Below are 7,530 nucleotides of genomic sequence, written 5' to 3'. Positions count from 1 at the left end.
CGGGTCCGTGGTATCCGGCTGCATACAGGCTGGCAAGGTAGTCTGCCGTTATCCCAGGACAAAAACTGAACAGGCAGTTAGCACAGCTAACAAAAGCATACCCTCCTTTCGACCCTAGCGCTTCGAGTTTAGAGCTGCCACAAACAGGGCAGGCGCCCCGAGCGGACTTACTATGTGCCTTTCCGGGGGAGGTGTTCAAAGCAGTTACTTTACCCATTTCTCTGTCGTCTTTACACCAAACGGTACGATGTGATTTTATAAAACCTGCATGACTTATACCTTATAAACTCTGGTTCGGTTTAAAGTACCCTGTTCCGTGTGGTTCTATCCCGCAGCGGAAGCAAGGTTCCTGTGCCACTCCTCCAAAGGGTGCAGCGAGGATCAGACACCGGGGGCAGGCCGCTGAGCGTGCCAACGGGTCATATGCGCGGCGTGTGTGCTGAGATAGGCACCGGGTTGGTAGAAAGCATCGTAAAACTCCAAGTCGAGGTGGTGCGCCTGCAGGTACATGAGAAGAAAAACAGAGGGCACTGTTGCCGGGAACTTGCCAAAGGTGTCATATACATACTGGGCCTGTAGGGCCACGCACTCCCGGAACCGCGCATCGTGCACCTGCGCTGCTTTCCGGACTTTAGGAGACTCTTTCCAATTGCCAGGTGTGTTTTCGTGGAAGGGACCTCCCTTGCCAAACTTGCGCTCGCAAACAGCATCCACCGCGGCACGCATGTCAGGATAGTGAGGCGGGCAGAAAGCTTCCATCACGCCTTTCAGCCCTGTGGGGTTGGGGTAAGGCCAGCGGGGGTCGGTGTCGTAGCGAAACCCCAGCCCCGGCACTTCCGGCCTGCCGCTCGCTCCTAAAACAGAGAACAGGTCCATGCCGTCGAACATCCACCCTCCCAGGCCCATGGCCTGCAGCATCAGGGCACCTGCGTAGCAGCTGGTGGAGAGTTCCGCCGTTACCTCAGCCATAGAGATCTGGTCCAAAAAGGTGATGTTCCAGTTGTTGTTTACGTCAACGATGTCCCTAAACTGCTCCATGCCGGGAATCGCTCTTTTGTTGATGTCGTCCGTTAGCACGAGGCCGTTCTGCAGCATATAGCAGAGGCCCAGCAGCACGTGCTGTGCCAGATCCGCTACAGGTATCACGACCAGGGTGCCCGGCTTGTTAGCTACCCACGTATTGTGCGCTTCCACAAAAGGAACCTCCGCAGGCAGGCGTAGGCGGCCCTCCTGTAGCTTCCTGACATCCTTTCTCAAGGCATCTACTACTTTGTTTAGGTCCAGCGATCCATCTTCCGTCCTGTCAGCAGCTGCAGGCGCGTTCCGGTTGTCCAGCACGTAAACGCCTTCGTCATCCGTGAAAAAGGTCATGCTGGTGTGGAAGCCGGCCGCCGAAGGAAAAGTACGGCCGCCTGCTGCCCCGGCATAGTTCGAGAGGTGCGGTGCGTAGCGCTGTGCCCGGTAAATCATGTTGTGCCAGCCGGTGTTCCCGCCACAGGCCGTTACCACCAGCAGCTTTTCCAGCTCACTCAGCGGTAGTGGTTCGTGTTTGGACTCATAGGCAAACACGCCGTCCGGTATCTCCGCTCCTAAAAAGAACCGGCGGGAGCGGCGGCCTAAAAGGGCCTCTACAAGACTGAAGTCCATCATATCATGGAAGCCGGGTGGAATAGATTGGTTTTTCATTTACAGGTGCGTTTTGTAAAGTAACCGCTAATCCGCTAGTCAATGAAGGCAACAAGTATGCAGCCCGCTTGGAGCAGCATCTTTCAGTTGAAGAGCGCCGTCCACAGCGGGTGTTCAAAGGAGAGCGTGGGGCAGTAAGGCAGCGGGTTTTTCTAATGATCTTCGCCAAGCAGGGGCTGACACAGGGTCAAACCAGGCGGGCAGCAGGTTAGGGGAGGAGGTAAAGAGCAGGTCTACTGCATGTCGCGTTTATGCGTGTACGGTATCCTGCTAATCAATGCCCGTAAGGGTGACGATACGTTTCGGGATAGCCTGGCTGGTCTTCCACCTAACCATATACTATAGCTTTACTAAAAAAAGTTGATTTGGTTCAAGTAGTCTTGGCGGCACTGCGTGTAACCCGTTGTATGTTCCGCGGCTGCGTATCTGGACTGCCTCAAGCCGCTCAGTAGCAACCCAGGCTTTTATGTAGCGCTAGGTAAACCTCAATGTATTGGCCGCCTATTTGCGTGCCACCCGTCTTTTCGAAGCTTCCCCTGTTGCCTCTGGCACAGATAGGGCGCATCATAAGTTTTTAATCCTAGGGTAGGATTCGGGGATTCTTGTCGCGGTTTCTCGGTGGCTCTTGGCTGACTTTCCCTCTCAGCCAGCCTGTATCTGTCCATCCTTTTTGTAACAGCAGGATCAATAGCTTGTGCATTGAGCAACTAATGGTAAATTTAATTTTAGGTAAACCTAAAATTAAATTTAATAGTAGCTAAATTAGGACCCTTGCTTCTACGCCATGAAACACCTGAAGATCCTATACCTCTTGCTAACATTCTTGCCTGTGCGTGCGTCGGCACAGGAGGGCAGCATCAGCGGCTACGTCCGATCCGAGGGAAAGCCGCTGGAGTTCGTGAACGTGGGGCTGCAACGCACCAGCCGGGGGACCTCGACAGACAGCGACGGTTACTTTTCTATCAAAGGAGTGCCCTACGGGACCTATGAGCTGACTACTTCCTTAATCGGCTTTGAGGCCCAGACAAAGCGGGTGACGGTAGACAGCCAAAGCCCCCAGGCAACGGTCAGCTTTAGCTTGGAGGAGGCTACCGCCCGAATTAACGAGGTAGTGATCTCGGGCACGATGAAGGAGGTAAGCAAACTGGAGAGCGCGGTGCCGGTGGAGGTGTACACCGCAGAGTTCTTCAAGGCCAACCCCACGCCCTCTGTTTTCGAGTCGATGCAGCACGTGAACGGGGTGCGCCCGCAGCTCAACTGCAACGTCTGCAACACTGGCGACATCCACATCAACGGCTTGGAGGGGCCTTACACCATGGTGCTGATCGACGGCATGCCGATCGTAAGCGGCCTTTCCACCGTGTACGGCCTGACAGGCATTCCGCAGGCGCTGGTGGAGCGGGTAGAGGTGGTGAAAGGGCCGGCCTCCACGCTCTACGGCTCCGAGGCGGTGGGCGGACTCATCAACATCATTACCAGAAAGCCTTTCTCGGCGCCGCGCACCGCTGTGGACGTCTTCGGCACGACCTGGGGCGAGGCGAACGCCGATGTGGGGCTGCGTTACGGGGCGGGGCAGCACACGCAGGGCCTGCTGGGCGTTAATTCCTTTAACTACCAAAACCCTATTGATAACAACGGCGACGGCTTTACCGACGTGACGCTGCAGAGCCGCATCTCCGTTTTCAATAAGCTGAGTTTTGGGCGCAAGAGCAACAAGCCTTTCTCGGTGGCGGGCCGCTACGTGTACGAAGACCGCTGGGGGGGCGAGATGCACTGGGACAGTGCGCACCGGGGCGGGGCGGAAGTGTACGGCGAGAGCATTTACACCAGCCGCTGGGAGGCCTTTGGACTTTACCAGTTGCCAGTGAAGGAGATCATTAACTTCCAGTTCAGTACAAACGGGCACCAGCAGAACTCCGTGTATGGCAACACCGCCTATATCGCGTCGCAGTACATCGGCTTTGGGCAGCTGACCTGGAACAAGCTGCTGGGCAACCGGCACGACCTGCTGGCGGGGCTGGCTTATCGCCACACCTACTACGACGACAACACACCTGCGACCGCCGGGGTAGACGGCACCACGAACCAACCATCCGTCATACACTTGCCGGGTGCCTTTGTGCAGGATGAGATCAAACTGAATGATTACAACAAGCTGCTGCTGGGCGCCCGCTACGACTACAACAGCCTGCACGGGAGCGTACTGACGCCCCGCCTGAACTATAAATGGACCTCTCGAAACAAGCAAAACGCAGTGCGCCTGAGCGTGGGCAACGGGTACCGGGTGGCCCACGTGTTTACCGAGGACCATGCCGCCCTGACCGGGGCCCGGGAGGTGGTGTTTGAGGGAGAGCTTGAGCCGGAGACCTCCTGGAACGCCAACCTGAACGTGGTAAAGCAGGTCTACAGCAGCAACAACGCCTTTTTCGGCCTGGACGGAAGCCTTTTCTATACCTACTTCCACAACCGCATTGTGCCAGACTATGACGCTGACCCGAACAGGATCATCTACAGCAACCTGGAAGGCTCTGCCGTGTCCAAGGGGGTATCGCTAAACCTGGATGTGGCCTGGACGAGCGGGCTGAAGTTGCTGGCCGGGGCCACGCTGATGGACGTGACCCTGGAGGAGCAGGGTGAGCGCAGGCGGCAGATGCTCACCGAGCGCTTCAGCGGCGTGTGGAGCATCGGCTATCCTTTCCCGGGCATCGGCCTGACGGTGGACTACACCGGAAACGTGTACGGGCCGATGCGCCTGCCACTACTGGGCCCCTTGGACGATCGCCCGGCTCACTCCCCCTGGTGGAGCCTGCAGAACATACAGCTCACCAAAGCCATCGGCAGCAAGTGGGAACTATACGGCGGGGTAAAAAACCTGCTCAACTTTACGCCGCCTGCCAACAGCATCGCCCGTGCCTTTGACCCCTTCGACAGGGGCGTGCTGTTTGATGAGCAGGGCCAGGTGATCCCGACGCCCGGCAACCCGCAGGGCCTGACTTTCGACCCGTCTTACGTCTATGCCCCCAACCAGGGCATCAGAGGGTTTTTGGGGGTGCGGTATACGTTGAACAAATGATACGCCTGGCCATACTTTTACTTCTAGTGTTCATCAGCCTACCGACCGGGGCACTGGGGCAGTCGGTCAAGTGGACTGCCTTTGAGCACCTGAGCGACAGCCTGCGCGTGGAGAGAAAGCCGCTGCTAATCTTTGTCCGAGCCGACTGGTGCAAGTACTGTAAAATGCAGGAGCACACTACCTTCCGGGACAGGGCACTGGTGCAGGCGCTGAACCGATGGTTTTACTGCCTTCGTTTGGACGCCGAAACCAAGAGGGACATTCGCTTCCTGGGCAGAACCTACCGCTACAGGCCTACAGGCGCCCAGGCAGGGTACCACGAGCTGGCGGAAGCCTTGGCCAGGGAGAACGGTGAGGTCTGCTTCCCAACCACTGTGGTTTTGTCAGAGGACCTGCGGCCCCTGCAAAGGTACAAGGGCTGCGTGAGGGCGGCGGAGCTGAGAGAGCTCCTGCCAGTCCGCAACCTTGAAAATGGCAAAGCTGAACGACCTGATGGAGGTAACCATTGACTTAGGAAAGCAGGATGGTGAGCATGCCGGGCATTCGCTCTTTGGGAAATTACCATACCCGTGCTAATAAGCTGCCCAGGGATTAATGATGCAGTGACAGCAAAGGGCTTCTTTTCCTTCTTTAACAGAGAGGCTGCACCGGGCACAGGGTGCTAACACAAGAGCTGAAGGTAAACTGGGCGATGAAAAAGTAACGCTAGGCGTTATACATCTTCTCATAATAGTCGTGTGCGAGCCGATTCGAGTCAAAGTAGGGGAGAACATCGCGCATGCTGTTCTTCACAACAGATAACCACTTGTCCCTTTGCGTGTAGTACATAGGTAAGATTTCATGCTGTAGGGTATGCAGGATATTTCTAGCGTCGGTCATGTTTTGCTCGTGGAGTGGGTGAGTGGGGGCAACGGGTGGAACTACAAAACCATTCATCCCGTGCTGTATGAACTCCGGTACCCAGCCATCGGCCGTGGAGAGAAGTACGGCACCGTTCATCGCGGCAGACATGCCACTTGTACCGGAGGCCTCATGGGTAACCAGGGGCGTGTTAAGCCAGAGGTCTGCCCCCTGCTTAAGGAGTTTGGAGAGCTTTAGCTCATAACCTACCAAAACCGAAAAGTTGGGGTGCTTTGTACTCAGGTGCGCCAGCTTGTTAAAAACGGATATGCCGCCATAGTCCATCGGGTAGGGCTTTCCGGCCCAAATAATCTGTACGGGTTGTGTCGTGTCATGAAGCAACTGAAGGAAGCGGCTCAAGTCCTCTAAAATCAAATCCGCCCGCTTGTAGCCTGCGAACCTCCTGGCCCATACGATGGTAAACACATCCTGATGCAGCATGTCCCCGGTCTGGTCGGCCACTTCCTCAAAAAGCTGTCTTTTTAGCTCCTTTTTACGGGCTACCAGCATCTCATCGTCTTCAGAGTAAAGGTAGTCGTACAGCGGTTTGTCGGCCCAGTAATAGTAGTTCTGTGCGTTGGTGATGTGGATGATGGGGCTAGTCCCCTCACAGGCGCTCCAGTTCTTCTCCACGGCCTCTCTATGCATGCGCGAGACTGCGTTGGAGATCTTTGCCAAGCGCAGGGCAGCCAATGAATGGTTAAAGGTGTCTCCTTCGGTTTTCGTGATCAGCCTGGCCTGGTCCAGGGACAAGGGGGAGAAGAAGCTCATGTCGTGAAGCAGGTGGATGTCAGTCTTTTCGTTGCCAGCTTCTTCGGGGGTGTGCGTCGTGAAAACGACCCTTTTTCGGACCTCTTCCACCGAGCCATGCTTGGCATACAGCGAAAAGACGAGGGGTAGCCCATGCGCTTCGTTCAGGTGATACACGTCAGGAGCAAGGTTTAGAAGCTCAAGCAACTTGAATCCTCCGGTTCCAAGCAAGACACTGGCAGCAATTCTAGCGTTCTTGTCTACGTCGTAAAGTTTGTGTGAGATCGTCTGTGCGAGGTAGTCATTCTCCGGTAAATCGGTTGTCAGCAGAAAAAGGGGAACAGTACCGAAAAGAAGGGGGGGGAGGTAGTATACCCCTACCTGCACCGGGGCCCGGTTCACGGTGATTTCAAAACGAATACTGGTTTTTTCCAGAAAAGTATAAATCTTTTCCTGAAACAGCACCCCCATGGTCTGGTCTGACTGCCGCACCTGGTCATAGTAGCCGTACTTCCACAGAATGCCGATGCCAACCACCTTCTGCCTTAAAATGTAGGCACTGCGCATATGGGAGCCAGCCAGAAAGCCAAGCCCGCCCGCATACAACTTCAGCGACTGTGCTATGGCGTACTCCATGCAGAAATAGGCAACGCACTTCTGGTAAGAAGGGGCAGCGGTGTAAGGGTGCAGGTACTTGTCAGACTGTTCCATCGTATGGTCTCTTAAATGTTTTCTTAGCGTTAAAGGGATACAACCTCTGCTGTGTTGGCTTCTTAACCGTCTGTGACCTCTGTTTTTGCAATGGTGCCCTTCCTTAGCATGTGCCGCTCCACCTCCAGTCAGGACGTTTGACTTTTAGAAGATTGTGAGCCTGCCCCGTAATAAGTAAGCACAAGAACAAGCCCTGAGAGGAACAGGTAAGCCAGAGCGGGGATATACTTGCCCGCGGCTTTTTGCCAGTGTTGTTGCCATGTGAGGGACTCGCTGCCATTCCAAGAAAATTAGGCCATCCTGTAGCTGCACGTGAATTTCGGGGTTTTTTCTTGCGTAAGTCAATGATTTGGATCATCGGAAAGCATGATGGAAATTACAGTCTTGCTTACACCATAGCGGCTCTTTAT

The 7,530-nt window shown here is 55.3% G+C and carries 4 protein-coding genes; 2 read left to right on the top strand and 2 right to left on the bottom strand.

Annotated elements, in window-relative coordinates:
• Nucleotides 1-381: 381 nt before the first annotated feature.
• Nucleotides 382-1,686, bottom strand: coding sequence for a hypothetical protein (locus CHB92_RS20565; protein ID WP_089321123.1), 1,305 nt, complete (start codon nucleotides 1,684-1,686; stop codon nucleotides 382-384).
• 784 nt (nucleotides 1,687-2,470) lie between these two features.
• Here CHB92_RS20565 and CHB92_RS20560 point away from each other — a divergent pair.
• Both CHB92_RS20560 and CHB92_RS20555 read left to right on the top strand, forming a co-directional pair.
• The gene (locus CHB92_RS20560) at nucleotides 2,471-4,759 is read left to right on the top strand and encodes a TonB-dependent receptor (protein WP_089321122.1); all 2,289 of its coding nucleotides are present in this window, start codon (nucleotides 2,471-2,473) and stop codon (nucleotides 4,757-4,759) included.
• Nucleotides 4,756-5,268 carry a thioredoxin family protein gene (locus CHB92_RS20555; protein ID WP_089321121.1) on the top strand — a complete coding sequence of 171 codons (513 nt, stop codon included), beginning with the start codon at nucleotides 4,756-4,758 and terminating at the stop codon, nucleotides 5,266-5,268. Before CHB92_RS20560 ends, CHB92_RS20555 begins: the two co-directional genes overlap by 4 nt.
• Before the next feature lie 196 nt (nucleotides 5,269-5,464).
• On the opposite strand, the gene glgP is transcribed toward CHB92_RS20555, so the two are convergent.
• Entirely contained in the window at nucleotides 5,465-7,120 is a 1,656-nt protein-coding gene (gene glgP, locus CHB92_RS20550; protein ID WP_089321120.1) for an alpha-glucan family phosphorylase, read from the bottom strand.
• Nucleotides 7,121-7,530: the final 410 nt, after the last annotated feature.

The organism is Pontibacter ummariensis (genome assembly GCF_900188175.1).
Classification (GTDB): domain Bacteria; phylum Bacteroidota; class Bacteroidia; order Cytophagales; family Hymenobacteraceae; genus Pontibacter; species Pontibacter ummariensis.
Note: the sequence above shows the minus strand (reverse complement) of the source record. Positions and strands in the feature narration are given on the sequence as shown.